The organism is Pseudomonas sp. P4_B3 (assembly GCF_056402295.1).
In genome coordinates this window covers 310,692-327,309 of record NZ_JBFUHR010000001.1, presented here as the reverse complement: position 1 = coordinate 327,309, position 16,618 = coordinate 310,692, and the positions used below count along the sequence as shown (strand labels likewise).

Sequence of the window (16,618 nt, the reverse complement as noted above, 5' to 3'; positions counted from 1 at the left end):
AGGAGCTGCCTCAGGCTGCGATCTTTTGATGTTGAAGAGCAAGATCAAAAGATCGCAGCCTGCGGCAGCTCCTACAGGGGAACCTCGCCGGCAGCCTCAACAAAAATCAGGCCTTGGCGAGAACGGGCAAATCCCCGATCAACCCCAGCGCTTCACGCACGAACAACGCCTTGGCTTCCGGCATCTTCTCCACCATTTTCAACCCGGTATTACGCAACCAACGCACCGGCAACGGATCAGCCTGGAACAACCGCTCGAAGCCTTCCATCGCCGCCATCAGTGCCAGGTTGTGAGGCATGCGCCGACGCTCGTAACGACTGAGGACTTTCACATCTGCCAGACGTTCGCCTCGTGTTGCCGCTTGCAGCAACACTTCGGCCAGCACGGCGGCATCGAGGAATCCGAGATTCACCCCCTGCCCGGCCAACGGGTGAATGGTGTGGGCCGCGTCGCCGATCAACGCCAGACCTTCAGCCACATAACGCTTGGCATGTCGCTGGCGCAGGGGCACGCACAACCGTGGGTCGGCGCTGAGCACTTCACCGAGTCGCCCCTCGAAGGCGCGCTCCAGTTCTTTGCAGAAACCCTGGTCATCCATCGCCATCAGGCGTTCGGCTTCGCCAGGCGTGGTCGACCAGACGATCGAACACCAATCCTGTTGGCCGTCGCGCTCAAGGGGCAGGAACGCCAACGGACCGTTGTCGGTGAAGCGCTGCCAGGCCGTCATTTGATGCGGTTTGGCGCAACGCACGCTGGTGACGATAGCATGGTGCAGATAATCCCATTCGCGAGTCGCGACCCCGGCCAAGCGCCGCACCGCCGAGTTGGCGCCATCCGCTGCGATCACCAGCGGCGCGCGCAGGGTGCGGCCATCGGCCAGGGTCAGCAGCCAGTCATCGCCGGAGCGGCGCATCTGTTCCAGGCGCGCATTGGCCAGCAACCCCAGATCGCAATCGTGCAGGCGCTCGAGCAAGGCATCCTGGACCACGCGGTTTTCGACGATATGCCCCAGCACCTCGGTATGCACGCTGGCCGCCGAGAAGTGGATTTGCCCGGTGCCGCTGCCATCCCAGACCTGCATGTCGGTGTAGGGGCTGCTGCGCCGCCCGGCGATGCCATCCCAGACGCCGAGGCGTTCGAGAATCCGCTGGCTGGCGGCCGACAAGGCGCTCACCCGCGGTTCAAAAGCGGCCTGAGCGTTGAAGGGTTTGACACTCATGGGGCTGCCGTCCAGCAGCAGGACTTCCAGCCCGCTGCCCTGCAACGCCAGCGCCAGGGCGCTGCCGACCATTCCGGCCCCGACAATCAGCAGATCTGCGCGCATTTCCATGCTTTAAGCCTGTCTCTCTTGCGGCTTGAGCCGCACGTAAAGGGTTTTCCCGACACGCGCCACCAAGTGGCCGGCGCCGTCATGAATGTCGACCTGCAATTGCGGCAGGTATTTTTATCAATCGCGCCTTGCCGAATCGGCGGATCAACCAGTTACGCACCTGGACGCGTACCCAAACCCATCGCCTGTCGGGCAAACCAGCGTTTGGCCGGTGGCAACAGGTCGAGGCCGAGCAGTCCGATGTTGCGCCCCAGGGATACCAGCGGCTGCGTACTGCCGAACAGGCGCGTGACCTGATCGGAGAAACCCACGGTGAGGTCCTGATCGAGACGCTGGCGTTCGCGATAGGCCTGCAACGTGGCGAAGTCGCCCAATGGTTTTTCGCTGGCGAGCAAGGTATCGGCCAGGGCCTGGGCATCGCGCAGGGACAGGTTGAACCCCTGGCCGGCAATCGGATGCAGGCTGTGCGCCGCGTTGCCGAGCACCGCCAGATGCGGACGCACCTGTTCTTCGGCCTCGACCAGTGTCAGCGGATACAGATGTCGTGCACCGACCTGTTTCAACGTACCAAGGCGATATCCGAATACCCCCTGCAACTCGCTAAGGAAACTGCGTTCATCCAGCGAAGCCAGGCGTTGCGCATCCATCCCCAGGCGGGTCCAGACCAGTGCACAGCGATTTTCCGGAAGCGGCAGCAACGCCATCGGGCCTTCGTCGGTGAAACGCTCGAAAGCCATGCCGTTGTGGGCTTCGCTCGGGGTGATGTTGGCGATCAGCGCGCTCTGGTTATACGGACGCTTGCGGATGCCGATCCCCAATTGCTCGCGCAGGCCGGAGCGGCCACCATCGGCGAGCACCGCGAGGTCGCATTCCAGGGTAGTTTCATCATTGAGGGTCAGACGATAGCCATCGGTCAGCGGCTCCATGCGAGCGACTTCCGCCGGGCAGCGCCAACTGATCACGTCCTTGTCCAGGCCTTGCCACAGGCATTGGCCGAGCCAGGCGTTTTCAACGACATAACCCAGCGCAGGAACGCCCTCTTCCATCGCCGACAACCGCGCCGTCGAGAAACGCCCACGGTCGGAAACATGAATCTGCTTGATCGGCTCGGCGCGGCGGGAGATTTCCTGCCAGACGCCCAGCCGTTGATAAATTTGCCGGGAGCCAAAGGACAACGCCGAAGAACGGGCGTCGTAACTCGGTTGATACGTGTCGCCGGGGGCGAACGGTTCGATCAGCACGATTTTCCAGCCCCGGGCCTTGGCTCCAGCTTGCAAGGCCAGCGCCAGACTCGCACCGACCAGCCCGCCACCGATGATTGCCAGATTGACTCGACTCATGCCGCTTGTGTCCGCGCGGCGGCCATCAGGGCCTCGATCTCGGCGACCGTTCTCGGCACGCCGCCCGTCAATATTTCACAACCGGTTTTGGTGACCACTACGTCGTCCTCGATGCGCACGCCAATGCCGCGCCATTTCTTCGCCACGCTCTGGTTGTCCGCAGCGATATAGATCCCCGGCTCCACGGTCAGCGCCATGCCGACTTCCAGCACGCGCCATTCGCCGCCGACCTTGTATTCGCCGACGTCATGTACATCCAGGCCCAGCCAGTGACCGGCGCGGTGCATGTAAAACGCTTTGTAGGCTTCGCTGGCGATCAGTTCGTCGACGTCGCCCCGGAGCAGCCCCAGCTTGACCAGCCCGGCCGTGATGACCCGGACCGTGGCTTCATGTGCCTGATTCCAGTGTTTGTTCGGGGTGATTTCGGCAAAGGCAGCCTCTTGGGAAGCCAGCACCAATTCGTAAATCGCTTTCTGTTCCGCTGAATACTTGCCGCTGACCGGAAAGGTCCGGGTGATGTCGCTGGCGTAGCAGTCGATCTCGCAACCGGCGTCGATCAGCACCAGATCCCCGTCCTTGAGCACTGCGTCGTTCTGCTGGTAATGCAGGATGCAACTGTTGCGCCCCGCCGCGACGATCGACCCGTAGGCCGGCATCTTCGCCCCGCCCTTGCGGAATTCGTAATCGAGCTCGGCTTCCAGGCTGAATTCGTGCAACCCGGCGCGACAGGCCTGCATTGCCCGTACGTGCGCCCGGGCGGAAATCCGCGCCGCCTCGCGCATCACTTTCACTTCTGCCGCCGATTTATACAGGCGCATGTCGTGCAGCAGATGATCCAGGGCAACGAATTCGTTCGGCGGCTGGGCACCGAGGTTGGCCTTGGAGCGGATCACGTTGATCCACTCCATCAGGTGGCGGTCGAATTCGGGGTTGCTGCCCATGGCCGAATACACCCGGTCACGGCCTTCGATCAGGCCCGGCAGGATGTCGTCGATATCAGTGATCGGAAAGGCGTCGTCGGCGCCGAAGTCGCGAATCGCGCCCTCTTGCCCGGCACGCAGGCCATCCCACAGCTCGCGTTCGGCATTGCGTTCGCGGCAGAACAGAATGTATTCGCCATGCACTCGCCCCGGCATCAGCACCAGTACGGCCTGGGGCTCGGGAAATCCGCTGAGGTACTGGAAGTCGCTGTCCTGACGGTAGACATGCTCGACGTCGCGGTTACGAATGGCCACCGCGGCGGCGGGCAGGATGGCGATGCTGTTGGGTTCCATCTGCGCCATCAGGGCCTTGCGGCGACGGCTGTATTCCGATTTCGGGATGTGGATCATGGGCAGATGGCGTTCCCTGGCAAACGATTAATGCAACGACGGTTTGGCGGCGGCCGACACGTCTTTTTTGGTCTCGGAGAACAGCAGCAGCGGTGCGACGCGCAGGTATTCCATGACTTCCATGTAGTCGCTCTCGCCGTCTTCGGACTCTTCCAGGGCATCCTGCACCTGGGAAATGGCCGCCAGATCCTGCAGCACTTCGGTGGCCTCGGTGCTCAGGGAGCTGCTGTCACGGCAGTTCAGGCCGAATCCGCTGAGGAAGCCCTGGCACCATTGGCCCAGTGCGGCGGCACGTTCGATGAGCGGAGCGTCGTCAGTTGGCAGCAACAGAACGACCGTCACGTCATCACCAGTGAGCTCGCCTTTAACCATCTCTTGCAGGCCGATCAGGGCACTGCGAACGTTGTCCTGAGGCTCGCTTTCGAGCAGTTCGGCGGCGTCGATCAGCCAGCCTTCGGCATCGAAACCGGCGCCAGCGCAACTGCGACCGAGCAGCAGGCCGTGCAGTTCGGCGGGCGAGACGTTATGACCGCTGGAAGTCAGCAGGGTGGCGAAGGCTTGGTACGGGGAATTCTGAATGGTCATGGGCAGCTAGGCGCCAGACGGCGCTATGTCTAGAATGAAGGCCTTGTATCCTACATCGACTACCCCTGTAGGAGCGAGCTTGTTCCGGGCGGCGTTCCGACGATGGTCGTCAACGATAACGCTGGGGACCTGATACTCCGCGGCGTTCTCAAGTTCATCGTCGGAACGCCGCCCGGAACAAGCTCGCTCCTACAGTGGTCCGCCCGCTACCTCCGGTCAGACACGAACTCAGTGGACACAATGGAAGACACCGATCTGCAAGCGCTGATGGCCAGACTCGAACTGCTGATTACCCGAGTCGAGCAACTTAAGAGTCAAAACGGACTCTTACTAGCTCAGGAAAAGACCTGGCGCGAGGAACGCGCGCACCTCATTGAAAAAAACGAAATCGCCCGGCGTAAGGTCGAATCGATGATTTCGCGCCTCAAGGCCCTGGAGCAAGACTCATGAGTTCAAGCAATAGCGTCACCGTGCAGATCCTCGACAAAGAGTATTCGATCATCTGCCCTCAGGAAGAGCGCAGTAATCTGATCAGCGCCGCCCGTTATCTGGACGGCAAGATGCGCGAGATCCGCAGCAGCGGCAAAGTCATCGGCGCTGACCGTATCGCCGTGATGGCAGCGCTGAACATCACCCACGACCTGCTGCACAAGGAAGATCGCCCGGATATCCAGGCCAGCGGCTCGACCCGCGAACAGGTGCGTGACCTGCTCGATCGCGTCGATCTGGCGCTCGCCACCGATCCGGACGTCACCAAAGGCTGATTCGCGCCACCACTTGCGGTATAATCCCCTCACTCCCTGGGGTGCTTGCCAGTTGGCGATGTCCCTGAGCCGATTTGCTATACCCTGGAGGTTGCACGTTGGGCTGGTGTGCATGTCCGCTAGACGGAAAGCCTTAAAGCCTACTGCATCTTCCACCTTGAACTTTCGGGTTCAAGGGCTAAGTCGACAGCGGCACATTCGGGGAGCCTGATTTCAGTCCAATGCCGGTTTTGATACCGGCATTGGCGTTTTTACGGGTACGCTTCACGTATCCGCATTGTTGAAGCCCGAATACATGACCGAACCTGCGCTGCTCCCCCGCCCGCAACTTCGACGCATGCTGCGCAAGGCCCGCCGCGCACTGACACCCAGTCAGCAGCGCCAGGCCGCTCGCGGGCTGTACAAGCAATTGGCCCAGCAACCGCTGTTCCGCCGCGCCAGACACATCTCGCTCTACCTGCCCACCGACGGTGAAATCGATCCGCGCCTGTTGCTGCGCGCCGCGCAGCGCCGGGGCAAAGCCACCTATCTACCGGTGCTGAGCGCCTGGCCGCGAACCAAAATGGTGTTCCAGCGCATCCGTCCTGGGGAAAAACTCAAACCCAACCGCTTCCGCATTCTCGAACCTCGGGCCAACCTCGCCCGGCAGCGCAAGATATGGGCGCTGGACCTGGTGTTGTTGCCATTGGTGGGGTTTGACGATGTCGGCGGGCGCCTGGGAATGGGCGGCGGTTTCTATGATCGGAGCCTGGCCTACCTGGCACGACGAAATGACTGGCGCAAGCCGACGCTGTTGGGGCTGGCCCATGAATGTCAGAAGGTGGGGCGATTGGCTCAGGCGAGCTGGGATGTGCCGCTGCAAGGAACGGTGACGGACAAGGCCTGGTATTACGCAGGCTAGGCGCCACTTCGATCAGCGACGCCGAGGCAACAGGATCAGCGCTTGAAGGCGGTCGACTGTTGCTGCAATTGGGCGAGCTCGACTGGTGCATCGGTCTTGCTGGCCCACAGGCTTTGGGCATAGCCAGTGGTCACGACGCCAAGGCCAAACAAAATGACCAAAATCCATAGTAAATCCGGTTTGCGTTTCATCGATTACCCCCCAAAGGCATATCTACACGATGACAGCAGCGGTTTCCGTTTATAGGCCGTGCAGCAGCGTCAAGCTTTAAAGGCCGGCATTTTGCGACAACGTGAACCGCTGCGCAAATGCTGACGTCAACCGACTGTCGGTTTGTCATAAAATCGCCGACAAGCGGCTCAATCACCTCGCAAGGAGCAAAAGACATGGCCTATTGGCTGATGAAATCCGAGCCCGACGAACTCTCGATAAAAGGACTGGAAAAGCTCGGAAAAGCGCGCTGGGACGGGGTTCGCAACTATCAGGCACGCAATTTCCTGCGGGCCATGGCAGTGGGGGACGAGTTCTTTTTCTACCATTCCAGCTGCCCTGAGCCGGGCATCGCCGGAATCGGCAAAATTGTCGAAGCCGCGTATTCGGACCCGACGGCACTGGAGCCGGAGAGCCATTATTTTGACCCGAAGGCCACCCCGGACAAAAATGCCTGGAGCGCGATCGATGTCGCGCATGTCGAGACGTTTGTCCGGGTGTTGAAGCTGGATTACCTGAAGCAGCAGACGGCGCTGGCCGAGTTGCCGCTGGTGCAGAAAGGCTCCCGGCTTTCGGTGATGCCGGTAACCCCGGAGCAGTGGGCGGCGGTTATAGCGCTGCGCTGATGACTGCCAAAAGATCGCAGCCTTCGGCAGCTCCTACAGGATTACGCGCCTGATGTAGGAGCTGCCGAAGGCTGCGATCTTTTGATTTTCAAAAAAGACTTACTGAATGATCAGGTTATTGAACAACAAATCCTCAACCACCGGCTTACCGGTTTCATCATTCATGATCTGCTGGGTCTGCTTCAGCGCTTCCTGACGCAGCTTTTCCTTGGCCTCGACGTTGTTCATTGTCTCGGTAGTCTGCTGGGCGAACAGCGCGACCAATTGATTGCGGATCAAAGGTTCATTGGCCTTCACCGCTTTGGCCGCCTCGTCACCGGTCACCCGCAACGCCACATCGGCCTTGTAGACCTTCAGTTTCGGCGTGCCGTCCAGCCCGTAGTTACCCACGAACGGCGGGCTCAGGGTGATGTAACTGACCTTCGGAGCTGTATCCTCTTTGGCTTCTTCGGCCACCGCTGTCACAGGCAGAGACAGGGCCAGCATCAACATGATCCACGCTTTCAAAATTCGCTCCTTATCCGGTTTGCGGCCTGGCATAACGACCCGCCGCGCAAGCACAAGCTTATGGCTGGCTATCAGGGTCGGGCATGCTCGTTGACCCATCGACCCACACACCTACACTTATCGGCCATCACTCCCAAAGGAATAGCCCTGATGAAAGCCGTGCTGTGCAAAGCCTTCGGCCCTGCCGAATCGCTGGTGCTGGAAGACGTCGCCAGTCCTGTCGCGAAGAAGAATGAAATCCTGCTGGACGTGCACGCCGCCGGGGTCAACTTCCCCGACACGTTGATCATCGAGGGCAAATACCAGTTCAAGCCGCCCTTCCCGTTCTCTCCCGGTGGCGAAGCGTCCGGTGTGGTCAGCGCTGTGGGCGAAAAGGTCAGCCACTTGAAAGTCGGTGACCGGGTCATGGCCCTGACCGGCTGGGGCAGCTTTGCCGAACAGGTCGCCGTGCCGGGCTACAACGTGTTGCCGATCCCGCCGTCCATGGACTTCAACACCGCCGCCGCCTTCAGCATGACCTACGGCACCTCGATGCATGCCCTGAAGCAGCGCGGCAACCTGCAACAGGGCGAAACCCTGCTGGTGCTTGGTGCCTCCGGCGGTGTCGGCCTGGCGGCGGTGGAAATCGGCAAAGCCATGGGCGCCCGGGTGATCGCCGCAGCCAGCAGCGCAGAGAAACTCGCCGTGGCCAAGGCCGCCGGCGCCGACGAACTGATCAACTACAGCGAAACCAGCCTGAAGGACGAAATCAAGCGCCTGACCGATGGCCAGGGCGCTGACGTGATCTACGATCCGGTGGGCGGTGACCTGTTCGACCAGGCCATCCGTGCCATCGCCTGGAACGGCCGCCTGCTGGTGGTCGGCTTCGCCAGCGGGCGCATTCCCGAATTGCCGGTGAACCTCGCGCTGCTCAAAGGCGCAGCGGTACTCGGTGTGTTCTGGGGCTCCTTCGCCCAACGTCAGCCACAGGACAACGCCGCGAACTTCCAGCAACTGTTTGGCTGGTTTGCCGAAGGCAAATTGAAGCCGCTGGTGTCACAGGTTTATCCGCTGGACAATGCGGCGCAAGCCATCAATGATCTTGGTCAGCGCAAGGCTGTCGGGAAGGTTGTTGTGCAGGTTCGCTGAGCCGAGGCAAGCGATCTGAACTTCGAAAGACGCCGTTCAGATCGCTTTTCATTGGCGCGTGGACCCAAGCACCTTGCGAAGATACTCAGGCAAAAAGCTCATGTGTTACGAACCAGTCGCCAGTCAGGGCAGCGTGGCATTCGTCCAGGCGGACTTTGATTTACAGCGCTTGAGCCGCGCCTCCAGATTCCGGTCTGGCATGGCGTGGCTGCGCAGGGCATGCGCGGTCTGCTCGACATAATCGCGAGTGGTGCCGTAGCGCCCGCAGGCGTTTTCGAACACATGGCTCAGCACATGGTCCGGCAGGTTGCCGGCATAGCTGGGCAGGTGTCGCTCCAGCACAAAGCCCAATGCCTGTACCTGGCTGCCATCTTCGAGACGGCAGTTGAGCCAGTGCGGACGGTAGGAAGGGAATGGCATCTCGCGCTGCCAAAGTGCGTACAGCGACGCTTCGAGTTGCTCTTCGGGCAAGCGATAGGCGAAACCGCTGCAAGAGCCACCGCGATCCAGGCCAAACACCAGGCCGGGCATTTCCGGGGTGCCACGATGTTCGTGGGACCACAGGTACAACCCGCGATGATAGCCATGCACCCGGCCGCGAACCCGCTCAACCGCTGTGCATTCAGGGCGCCAGATCAGCGAACCATACGCAAACAACCAGACCGGCCCGCCCTTGTGGCGCGCCATGGTCGATTGCATCGAGCTGAGCAGTTGTTCGTGAGTGAGTTGCGGCCCCAGATCGAGCCGCGGAGGGTAAGCCAGATTCAAAAAAGCAGATTCAATGGCGCTCATGGCAACAGTTGTTCGGCCCCGCAAGCATTACAAAATGTAAACACTATTAATGTAATAGAACATATAGCAGTAAAGGTAAAACGAAAAGTGATAAAGGACGTTTGCCTGACTGTTTATATACCCTAATGTCATTCTGCAAATATCTTAAATACCAGAATGAAATATGCATAAGCATTGAGTCCTTCCGGGAATAAAGCCGCTTATCAGAAACGTCCTACTCCCCCTTCAGATTTGCCGCCTTCTGGCCTCCATCGGGCGTCGCGTATAACGGCCACACAGGCGCAAGCCAGACTGCCTTCACAGGGGGCCGCCGATGAAAAAACCATGGTTTTACGCAGTGCTGTTGATGGTCTTGGCGCCATTGGCGCTGGCACAGCATGCAAGCTCAAAGGACACCGGCTCCTGGTATTTGCAGACCAGTGTTTATACGAAGCACTATTCGCCCGACCCCAGGCACAACAACAATCAGGATCTTATTGGTCTTGAACGTATCGACGCGTCCGACTGGCTGTTTGGCGCTGCCACTTTTCGCAATTCGTACAGTCAGCGCTCACATTATGTCTACGCGGGTAAACGCTACGAAAGCGCCTCCTATCCCGTGTATATCAAATTCACGGGCGGCCTGCTGGAAGGCTACCGTGGCAAACATAAGGACAAGATCCCCCTGAATCGCTTCGGGGTCGCACCGGTGATCATCCCCTCACTGGGCACACATTACGGTCCGGTGGCAGCCGAGCTGGTGTTGCTCGGCTTCAACGCCGCCATGGTGACCACTGGCGTGCGCTTCTGATCCCACGCTGACCTACGAGCGTGGCGCGTAGGCAAAAACGTCAGCACGCATCTGATGCGCATCCATTCCCGCTTCCACCAGCGCATCCAGCGTGCCGTAGACCATGGCCGGAGAGCCACTGGCGTACACATGCAGCGACTTGAGGTCAGGGAAGTCTTCACAGACCGCTTCATGCAACATGCCGCAACGCCCTTCCCAACCGCATTGATCACTGACGACCTTGTGCAGGAACAGGTTGGGCAGTTTCAGCCATTCGTCCCAATGCTCGACTTGATAAAAGTCTTCTGGGCGACGCACACCCCAATACAGATGCACCGGATGCTTGAAACCCGAGGCCCGGCAATGTTCGATCAGGCCGTGGACCTGGCCCATGCCGGTGCCAGCGGCGATCAGCACGAGAGGACCGTCCGGCAACTCCTCCAGGTGGGTATCGCCAAACGGCAACTCGACCCGCACCATGCTGTTGCGCTGAAGCTGTTCGATCAGGCTCAACGCACTGGATTCGCGCGCCAGTACATGGATTTCCAGGTCGCGCCCAGCATGTGGTGCCGAGGCGAGGGAGAAGGCGGACTTTTCGCCGTTCTCGCGTTCGATCATCAGGTACTGGCCGGCATGGTAGCGCGGCGGTTTACCGGCCGGAGCCCGCAGACGCACGCGCCAGGTGTCGCCGCCCACGTCCTTGCACTCAATGACCTGACACGACACGCTGCGCACCGGCAGTTCTCCCAGCGCGAGCACGCCATCCCACAGCACGATGCAGTCTTCCAGCGGCTCCGCTATGCAAGTGTAGAACTCGCCATGATCACGCACATCGCCGGTCTGTTCGACCCGGCCTTCCACCAGCAGTGCCGCGCACACGTGGCAATTGCCGTTGCGGCAGCTTTGCGGGCATTCGTAGCCCAAACGTCGTGCGCCATCGAGAATCCGCTCACCGGGCAATATCTCAAGCACTGCTCCGGAGGGCTGCAAGGTTACACGCATCAATCTATTCCTAACTGATTCCAGATGGCATCGATCCGCTGGGTCACGGCATCGTCCTTGACGATGACTCGGCCCCACTCGCGGGTGGTTTCGCCCGGCCATTTATGCGTGGCATCGAGGCCCATTTTCGACCCCAGGCCGGACACCGGCGAGGCAAAGTCGAGATAGTCGATCGGCGTGTTGTCGATCATCACCGTGTCGCGCTTGGGGTCCATGCGCGTGGTGATGGCCCAGATCACGTCGTTCCAGTCCCGGGCGTTGATATCGTCGTCGGTGACGATAACGAACTTGGTGTACATGAACTGTCGCAAAAACGACCAGACACCCAGCATTACCCGCTTGGCGTGGCCCGGATACGACTTCTTCATGGTCACGATGGCCATGCGGTACGAGCAGCCTTCGGGCGGCAAGTAGAAATCGGTGATCTCCGGGAACTGCTTCTGCAGGATCGGCACGAACACTTCGTTCAGCGCAACGCCGAGAATCGCCGGCTCATCCGGTGGACGGCCGGTGTAGGTGCTGTGGTAGATCGGTTTGATCCGGTGGGTGATGCGCTCGACAGTGAATACCGGGAAGCTGTCGACTTCGTTGTAGTAACCGGTGTGGTCACCGTACGGGCCTTCATCGGCCATTTCGCCTGGATGGATCACGCCTTCGAGGATGATCTCGGCGGTGGCCGGCACTTGCAGGTCATTGCCGCGGCATTTCACCAGCTCGGTGCGGTTGCCGCGCAACAGGCCGGCGAAAGCGTATTCGGAAAGGCTGTCGGGCACCGGGGTCACGGCGCCGAGGATGGTCGCCGGGTCCGCGCCCAATGCCACGGAAACCGGGAACGGCTGGCCGGGATGCTTCTCGCACCACTCGCGGTAATCCAGCGCGCCGCCACGGTGGCTCAGCCAGCGCATGATGACCTTGTTGCGACCGATCACTTGCTGACGATAGATGCCGAGGTTCTGGCGATCCTTGTTCGGGCCTTTGGTGACGGTCAGGCCCCAGGTGATCAACGGGCCAACGTCGCCCGGCCAGCAGGTCTGCACCGGCAACATCGCCAGGTCGACGTCGTCGCCTTCGATGACCACTTCCTGGCACACCGCGTCCTTGACGACTTTCGGCGCCATCGAAATGATCTTGCGGAAGATCGGCAGCTTGGACCAGGCATCCTTCAAGCCTTTCGGTGGCTCGGGTTCTTTGAGGAACGCCAGCAGCTTTCCAATTTCGCGCAGTTCGCTGACCGCCTCGGCGCCCATGCCCAGCGCCACGCGCTCGGGGGTGCCAAACAGGTTGCCGAGCACAGGAATGTCATAACCGGTGGGTTTTTCGAATAGCAGGGCCGGGCCTTTGGCGCGCAAAGTGCGGTCACAGACCTCGGTCATTTCGAGCACTGGGGACACCGGAACCTGAATGCGCTTGAGTTCACCGCGCTGTTCCAGCCCGCTGATAAAGTCGCGCAAGTCGCGATACTGCATGCGTAAGCCTCGTGTTGGCCGTGGCGTTCGGGGCAGGCAGTTTAGCGCCGAACCCTTCGGTTCAGAACCACGAACTGCCGCCCGATCAAAAATCGGATAGCAAAAAGCCGGGTTTCCCCGGCTTTTTGTGCCTGCTCGACTTACTTGCGTTTCATCGACAGGAAGAACTCATCGTTGGTCTTGGTCGTCTTCAGCTTGTCGACCAGGAACTCGATGGCAGCCACTTCATCCATCGGGTGCAGCAGCTTGCGCAGAATCCACATACGCTGCAGCTCGTCGTCGGCGGTCAGCAACTCTTCGCGGCGGGTGCCGGAACGGTTGATGTTGATGGCCGGGAACACGCGTTTTTCAGCGATACGACGATCCAGCGGCAGTTCCATGTTGCCGGTGCCTTTGAATTCTTCGTAGATCACTTCGTCCATCTTCGAGCCGGTTTCTACCAGCGCGGTAGCGATGATGGTCAGCGAGCCGCCTTCTTCGATGTTCCGCGCAGCGCCGAAGAAACGCTTCGGTTTCTCCAGGGCGTGGGCATCGACACCACCGGTCAGTACCTTGCCGGAGCTCGGGATCACGGTGTTGTAGGCGCGAGCCAGACGGGTAATGGAGTCGAGCAGGATCACCACGTCTTTCTTGTGCTCGACCAGGCGCTTGGCCTTCTCGATCACCATTTCGGCAACCTGCACGTGGCGGGTTGGCGGCTCGTCGAACGTCGAGGCAACCACTTCGCCGCGCACGGTGCGCTGCATTTCGGTCACTTCTTCCGGACGTTCGTCGATCAGCAATACGATCAGATGAACTTCAGGATTGTTACGAGCGATGTTTGCCGCGATGTTCTGCAGCATGATCGTCTTGCCGGCTTTCGGCGGTGCAACGATCAGGCCGCGCTGGCCTTTACCGATCGGGGCGCACAGGTCGATGACACGACCGGTCAAGTCTTCGGTGGAACCGTTGCCGGCTTCCATCTTCATGCGCACGGTCGGGAACAGCGGGGTCAGGTTCTCGAAGAGAATCTTGTTTTTCGCGTTCTCGGGACGATCGTAGTTGATCGTGTCGACCTTGAGCAGCGCGAAATAACGCTCGCCTTCCTTTGGAGGACGGATCTTGCCAACGATGGTGTCACCGGTGCGCAAGTTGAAACGACGGATCTGGCTCGGCGAGACATAGATATCGTCTGGACCTGCGAGATAGGAAGCGTCAGCGGAGCGCAGGAAGCCGAAGCCGTCCTGGAGAATCTCCAGCACGCCATCACCGGAGATTTCCTCACCGCTTTTCGCGTGCTTCTTGAGCAGGGAGAAAATCACGTCCTGCTTGCGCGAACGGGCCATATTTTCTATGCCCATCTGTTCGGCCAATTCGAGCAGTTCGGTAATCGGCTTTTGCTTGAGTTCAGTCAGATTCATATAGGAATGACGTAATCATTTATGGAGGGGGGAAATTAAGCTTTTGGCTTAATGAGGCCGCGCCGCAGAGAAGGCGACAGGATCGCGTACTTATTCGAAAAGGAGTGCGTCGGCGACGGCTAGCAGGGGGCAATGGAGAAACCAGTGCGGGGCCGAATGTACCACCTGAGTTTAGGAGCGTCTAGCCCTGAATACGCAAAAAGCCCCGCTATTTGCGGGGCTTTTTCAGGAAACTTTACAGCGACGCTTAGATGTTGGCGTCGAGGAAAGCAGCCAGTTGCGACTTCGACAGTGCGCCGACCTTGGTCGCTTCAACGTTGCCGTTCTTGAACAGCATCAGGGTCGGGATACCGCGCACGCCATGCTTGGCCGGGGTTTCCTGGTTTTCGTCGATGTTCAGCTTGGCAACGGTCAGCTTGCCTTTGTAGGTCTCGGCAATTTCGTCCAGAACAGGAGCGATCATTTTGCAAGGGCCGCACCACTCAGCCCAGTAATCGACCAGTACAGCGCCTTCAGCCTTGAGTACGTCGGCCTCGAAGCTAGCGTCGCTAACGTGTTTGATAAGATCGCTGCTCATGGAATTCTCCAGGGTTGTAAGCAAAAAAACGTGGCCCATCATAGCTGCCCTTCCCTCGTTCAGGAAGGTGCAGTTGATTGAGTCTCGCTATGGTGTTCCATGAGTTTGGGTATAGCCCAGGTCACGCCGTGGCGGGAGCGACGAAGGCGATTCCGGTGCGCAACGCCGCGTTACGCACATGCTCGTGCATGGCTTTCTGCGCGGCGCCAGAGGCTCGGCGAGCCAGCGCGCGAAGGATCTTGCGGTGTTCCTGCCAGGTTTCCATGGCCCGCTCGGCCCGGATGAACGGTAGCTTCTGGCTCTCCAGGAAGATGTCGGCGCTGACAGTCAGGATGCTCAGCATCGCCTGATTGCCGCTGGCCAGCAGGATGCGGCGGTGGAATTCGAAGTCCAGGCGCGCCGCCGCTTCGAAATCGGCGGCTTTCAGTTCGTTGCGCATGGCGGCGACATTGTCTTCCAGCGCATCGAGTTCATCGGTGCTCAAGGTCACGGCCGCCAGCCCCGCGGCAAACCCCTCCAGCGCATAGCGCAACTGGAAGATATCCAGCGGCGAAGCCTGCGCCGCGAACGGCCAGCCTGGCGCTGCCTCGCCTCGCGGCAGCTCCACCGGCGCCTGCACGAACACGCCTTTGCCCGGCTGGATGCTGATCACGCCCAGCGCACTCAACGATGACAACGCCTCGCGCAACGACGCCCGACTAACCCCCAATTGCACCGCCAGTTCCCGTTGCGAGGGCAAGGCATCCCCCGGCCCGAAGCCCTGCTCGGTAATCAGTTTGCGGATGGCTTGCAACGCCACTTCAGGTACGGCACGGGAGATCGAATTCATGGTTTTCCAGACGAACCAGGCCAATGTGCGCTCAGTTGTAAAGCTATTCGCGACGCCCGGCAAGTCGTGCCCCATGGGGGTTCGGTGATTTTCACGGCTGCGCCATCGGGGTGCGAAACGCAACCTGACTGTTCAGACCAGTAAGACCGTGCGACGCCAGCAAAACCGCGCCCTGGCGCCCTCAAAACCCCATGTTGGCATGGCCCATGCTCTGTCGATCCGCAGAAATCACTTCTTGCCGATTCGGAGATTTGCCATGACCCAGCGTTACAGCGCCCTCCTTGCTGCCCTGTTTGCCAGCCTGATGCTGAGCCAGGCACCCGCCCACGCCGACGGTCTGGACGATGTGGTCAAGCGCGGAGTCCTCAAGGTCGCCGTGCCCCAGGACTTCCCGCCGTTCGGCTCGGTCGGCCCGGACATGCAACCCCGCGGCCTCGACATCGACACCGCGAAACTGCTGGCCGACCAGCTCAAGGTCAAACTTGAACTGACCCCGGTCAACAGCACCAACCGCATCCCGTTCCTCACCACTGGCAAGGTCGACCTGGTGATCTCCAGCCTCGGCAAGAACCCGGAGCGCGAAAAAGTCATCGACTTCTCCCGCGCCTACGCGCCGTTCTACCTCGCCGTGTTCGGTCCGCCAGACGCCAACATCAAGGGCCTGGACGATCTCAAGGGCAAAACCATCAGCGTCACCCGTGGCGCCATCGAAGACATCGAGCTGACCAAGGTCGCCCCCGAAGGCGTGACCATCAAGCGTTTCGAAGACAACAACTCGACCATTGCCGCCTACCTGGCCGGCCAGGTCGACCTGATCGCCAGCGGCAACGTGGTGATGGTGGCGATCAGCGAGAAGAGCCCGAAACGCGTGCCGGCGCTGAAAGTGAAGCTCAAGGATTCGCCGGTCTACGTCGGCGTTAACAAGAACGAGCCGGCGCTGCTGGACAAGGTCAACCAGATCCTCGTGACCGCCAAGAGCGATGGCGCGCTGGAAAAGAACGCCCTGACCTGGCTGAAAGAACCGCTGCCAGCCGATCTCTGATTCGGCGCGCTGGAGACGT

19 protein-coding genes, 1 other RNA gene and 1 pseudogene are annotated in these 16,618 nt (G+C 60.2%); 8 read left to right on the top strand and 13 right to left on the bottom strand.

The window, feature by feature from the left end:
- Window positions 1–106: 106 nt before the first annotated feature.
- From AC1DWG_RS01615 to AC1DWG_RS01595, 5 genes and pseudogenes are all read right to left on the bottom strand, one after another.
- Window positions 107–1,324 carry a 2-octaprenyl-3-methyl-6-methoxy-1,4-benzoquinol hydroxylase gene (locus tag AC1DWG_RS01615; protein WP_477763145.1) on the bottom strand — a complete coding sequence of 406 codons (1,218 nt, stop codon included), beginning with the start codon at window positions 1,322–1,324 and terminating at the stop codon, window positions 107–109.
- A gap of 9 nt (window positions 1,325–1,333) precedes the next feature.
- Window positions 1,334–1,444, bottom strand: a pseudogene (locus AC1DWG_RS01610) (tetrameric acyl-CoA thioesterase); the annotation flags it as partial.
- 38 nt (window positions 1,445–1,482) lie between these two features.
- Complete coding sequence (gene ubiH, locus AC1DWG_RS01605; RefSeq protein ID WP_477762997.1) at window positions 1,483–2,670, bottom strand: 2-octaprenyl-6-methoxyphenyl hydroxylase; 1,188 nt, start codon at window positions 2,668–2,670, stop codon at window positions 1,483–1,485.
- Window positions 2,667–4,001, bottom strand: coding sequence for a Xaa-Pro aminopeptidase (pepP, locus tag AC1DWG_RS01600; protein ID WP_477762998.1), 1,335 nt, complete (start codon window positions 3,999–4,001; stop codon window positions 2,667–2,669). Before pepP ends, ubiH begins: the two co-directional genes overlap by 4 nt.
- Before the next feature lie 27 nt (window positions 4,002–4,028).
- Window positions 4,029–4,586, bottom strand: a complete 558-nt coding sequence (locus AC1DWG_RS01595) for a YecA/YgfB family protein (RefSeq protein ID WP_477762999.1) — start codon at window positions 4,584–4,586, stop codon at window positions 4,029–4,031.
- Window positions 4,587–4,826: 240 nt separating this feature from the next.
- Here AC1DWG_RS01595 and AC1DWG_RS01590 point away from each other — a divergent pair, with 240 nt between their 5' ends.
- From AC1DWG_RS01590 to AC1DWG_RS01575, 4 genes are all read left to right on the top strand, one after another.
- Window positions 4,827–5,036 carry a TIGR02449 family protein gene (locus AC1DWG_RS01590; protein WP_007982902.1) on the top strand — a complete coding sequence of 70 codons (210 nt, stop codon included), beginning with the start codon at window positions 4,827–4,829 and terminating at the stop codon, window positions 5,034–5,036.
- Window positions 5,033–5,350, top strand: coding sequence for a cell division protein ZapA (locus AC1DWG_RS01585; protein WP_477754658.1), 318 nt, complete (start codon window positions 5,033–5,035; stop codon window positions 5,348–5,350). The genes AC1DWG_RS01590 and AC1DWG_RS01585 overlap by 4 nt, the downstream gene beginning before the upstream one ends.
- Window positions 5,351–5,380: 30 nt before the next feature.
- Window positions 5,381–5,559, top strand: a non-coding RNA gene (gene ssrS / locus AC1DWG_RS01580) — 6S RNA.
- A gap of 86 nt (window positions 5,560–5,645) precedes the next feature.
- Complete coding sequence (locus AC1DWG_RS01575; protein ID WP_477754657.1) at window positions 5,646–6,251, top strand: 5-formyltetrahydrofolate cyclo-ligase; 606 nt, start codon at window positions 5,646–5,648, stop codon at window positions 6,249–6,251.
- A gap of 35 nt (window positions 6,252–6,286) precedes the next feature.
- On the opposite strand, the gene AC1DWG_RS01570 is transcribed toward AC1DWG_RS01575, so the two are convergent.
- On the bottom strand, window positions 6,287–6,442 hold the full coding sequence (locus tag AC1DWG_RS01570; RefSeq protein ID WP_007978897.1) for a hypothetical protein: 156 nt from the start codon (window positions 6,440–6,442) through the stop codon (window positions 6,287–6,289).
- A gap of 195 nt (window positions 6,443–6,637) precedes the next feature.
- Here AC1DWG_RS01570 and AC1DWG_RS01565 point away from each other — a divergent pair, with 195 nt between their 5' ends.
- A complete protein-coding gene (locus tag AC1DWG_RS01565) occupies window positions 6,638–7,087 on the top strand; it encodes an EVE domain-containing protein (protein WP_477763000.1) in 450 nt (149 codons plus the stop codon).
- A gap of 99 nt (window positions 7,088–7,186) precedes the next feature.
- Here AC1DWG_RS01565 and AC1DWG_RS01560 read toward each other — a convergent pair whose 3' ends face one another.
- Window positions 7,187–7,594, bottom strand: coding sequence for a flagellar basal body-associated protein FliL (locus tag AC1DWG_RS01560; protein ID WP_477763001.1), 408 nt, complete (start codon window positions 7,592–7,594; stop codon window positions 7,187–7,189).
- Window positions 7,595–7,744: 150 nt separating this feature from the next.
- On the opposite strand from AC1DWG_RS01560, the gene AC1DWG_RS01555 reads away from it, so the two are divergent.
- Window positions 7,745–8,722, top strand: a complete 978-nt coding sequence (locus tag AC1DWG_RS01555; protein ID WP_477754654.1) for an NADPH:quinone oxidoreductase family protein — start codon at window positions 7,745–7,747, stop codon at window positions 8,720–8,722.
- Between the two features lie 123 nt (window positions 8,723–8,845).
- Here AC1DWG_RS01555 and AC1DWG_RS01550 read toward each other — a convergent pair whose 3' ends face one another.
- The gene (locus tag AC1DWG_RS01550; protein ID WP_477754653.1) at window positions 8,846–9,514 is read right to left on the bottom strand and encodes a gamma-glutamylcyclotransferase; all 669 of its coding nucleotides are present in this window, start codon (window positions 9,512–9,514) and stop codon (window positions 8,846–8,848) included.
- A gap of 313 nt (window positions 9,515–9,827) precedes the next feature.
- Between AC1DWG_RS01550 and AC1DWG_RS01545 the strand changes: the two genes are divergently transcribed.
- Window positions 9,828–10,304 carry a sn-glycerol-3-phosphate transporter gene (locus tag AC1DWG_RS01545; protein ID WP_477754652.1) on the top strand — a complete coding sequence of 159 codons (477 nt, stop codon included), beginning with the start codon at window positions 9,828–9,830 and terminating at the stop codon, window positions 10,302–10,304.
- Between the two features lie 12 nt (window positions 10,305–10,316).
- Here AC1DWG_RS01545 and AC1DWG_RS01540 read toward each other — a convergent pair whose 3' ends face one another.
- From AC1DWG_RS01540 to AC1DWG_RS01520, 5 genes are all read right to left on the bottom strand, one after another.
- Complete coding sequence (locus AC1DWG_RS01540; RefSeq protein ID WP_477754651.1) at window positions 10,317–11,285, bottom strand: CDP-6-deoxy-delta-3,4-glucoseen reductase; 969 nt, start codon at window positions 11,283–11,285, stop codon at window positions 10,317–10,319.
- Window positions 11,285–12,751: a 4-hydroxy-3-polyprenylbenzoate decarboxylase gene (gene ubiD / locus AC1DWG_RS01535; RefSeq protein WP_108217171.1), complete on the bottom strand. Its 1,467-nt coding sequence runs from the start codon at window positions 12,749–12,751 to the stop codon at window positions 11,285–11,287. Before ubiD ends, AC1DWG_RS01540 begins: the two co-directional genes overlap by 1 nt.
- A 140-nt stretch (window positions 12,752–12,891) precedes the next feature.
- Window positions 12,892–14,151, bottom strand: coding sequence for a transcription termination factor Rho (rho, locus tag AC1DWG_RS01530; RefSeq protein WP_046039047.1), 1,260 nt, complete (start codon window positions 14,149–14,151; stop codon window positions 12,892–12,894).
- Between the two features lie 247 nt (window positions 14,152–14,398).
- Window positions 14,399–14,728, bottom strand: coding sequence for a thioredoxin TrxA (trxA, locus tag AC1DWG_RS01525; protein ID WP_003206727.1), 330 nt, complete (start codon window positions 14,726–14,728; stop codon window positions 14,399–14,401).
- A gap of 121 nt (window positions 14,729–14,849) precedes the next feature.
- Window positions 14,850–15,557, bottom strand: a complete 708-nt coding sequence (locus AC1DWG_RS01520) for a FadR/GntR family transcriptional regulator (RefSeq protein ID WP_477763002.1) — start codon at window positions 15,555–15,557, stop codon at window positions 14,850–14,852.
- A gap of 256 nt (window positions 15,558–15,813) precedes the next feature.
- On the opposite strand from AC1DWG_RS01520, the gene AC1DWG_RS01515 reads away from it, so the two are divergent.
- On the top strand, window positions 15,814–16,599 hold the full coding sequence (locus AC1DWG_RS01515) for a transporter substrate-binding domain-containing protein (protein WP_477754648.1): 786 nt from the start codon (window positions 15,814–15,816) through the stop codon (window positions 16,597–16,599).
- The last annotated feature ends 19 nt before the right edge of the window (window positions 16,600–16,618 follow it).